This window comes from Enterococcus cecorum (assembly GCF_052119425.1).
In the GTDB taxonomy this organism is placed as follows: domain Bacteria; phylum Bacillota; class Bacilli; order Lactobacillales; family Enterococcaceae; genus Enterococcus_E; species Enterococcus_E cecorum_C.
Genome location: NZ_JBQKFH010000095.1, coordinates 1 through 699 on the forward strand (window position 1 = coordinate 1; position 699 = coordinate 699).

The 699-nt window shown below is 52.5% G+C and carries 7 tRNA genes and 1 rRNA gene; all 8 read left to right on the forward strand.

Annotated features, from left to right (window positions below):
- Positions 1 to 110: ribosomal RNA gene (rrf, locus tag ACTQZM_RS11910) — 5S ribosomal RNA — on the forward strand; the annotation flags it as partial.
- Positions 111 to 116: 6 nt separating this feature from the next.
- A tRNA-Val gene (locus tag ACTQZM_RS11915) sits at positions 117 to 189 on the forward strand.
- 3 nt (positions 190 to 192) lie between these two features.
- Positions 193 to 265 (forward strand) — tRNA-Lys (locus ACTQZM_RS11920).
- An 11-nt stretch (positions 266 to 276) separates the two neighbouring features.
- Positions 277 to 358: transfer RNA gene (locus ACTQZM_RS11925), tRNA-Leu, on the forward strand.
- 8 nt (positions 359 to 366) lie between these two features.
- A tRNA-Thr gene (locus ACTQZM_RS11930) sits at positions 367 to 439 on the forward strand.
- Between the two features lie 5 nt (positions 440 to 444).
- Positions 445 to 516 (forward strand) — tRNA-Gly (locus tag ACTQZM_RS11935).
- A gap of 10 nt (positions 517 to 526) precedes the next feature.
- A tRNA-Leu gene (locus ACTQZM_RS11940) sits at positions 527 to 612 on the forward strand.
- A gap of 11 nt (positions 613 to 623) precedes the next feature.
- Positions 624 to 697: transfer RNA gene (locus ACTQZM_RS11945), tRNA-Arg, on the forward strand.
- Positions 698 to 699 lie beyond the last annotated feature (2 nt).

The following is a 699-nucleotide window of genomic DNA, read 5'->3' on the forward strand; positions in this document are numbered from 1 at the left end:
GGCGATAGCAAGAAGGATACACCTGTTCCCATGCCGAACACAGAAGTTAAGCTTCTTAGCGCCGATAGTAGTTGGGGGTTTCCCCCTGTGAGGGTAGGACGTCGCCACGCTATAATGGAGGTTTAGCTCAGCTGGGAGAGCATCTGCCTTACAAGCAGAGGGTCAGCGGTTCGATCCCGTTAACCTCCATATGAGTCGTTAGCTCAGTTGGTAGAGCATCTGACTTTTAATCAGAGGGTCACAGGTTCGAGCCCTGTACGACTCATACTCATATTTGCGGGTGTGGCGGAATTGGCAGACGCACTAGATTTAGGATCTAGCGCCTAACGGCGTGGGGGTTCAAGTCCCTTCACCCGCATAACTTTAGCCGGCTTAGCTCAGTTGGTAGAGCATCTGATTTGTAATCAGAGGGTCGAGGGTTCAAGTCCTTTAGCCGGCATTTACGCGGAAATAGCTCAGTGGTAGAGCACCACCTTGCCAAGGTGGGGGTCGCGGGTTCGAAACCCGTTTTCCGCTTTACTATTATGCCGGGGTGGCGGAACTGGCAGACGCACAGGACTTAAAATCCTGCGGTGAGTGATCACCGTACCGGTTCGATTCCGGTCCTCGGCATTCTTAGTAATGCGCCCATAGCTCAATTGGATAGAGTGTTTGACTACGGATCAAAAGGTTAGGGGTTCGACTCCTCTTGGGCGCGTA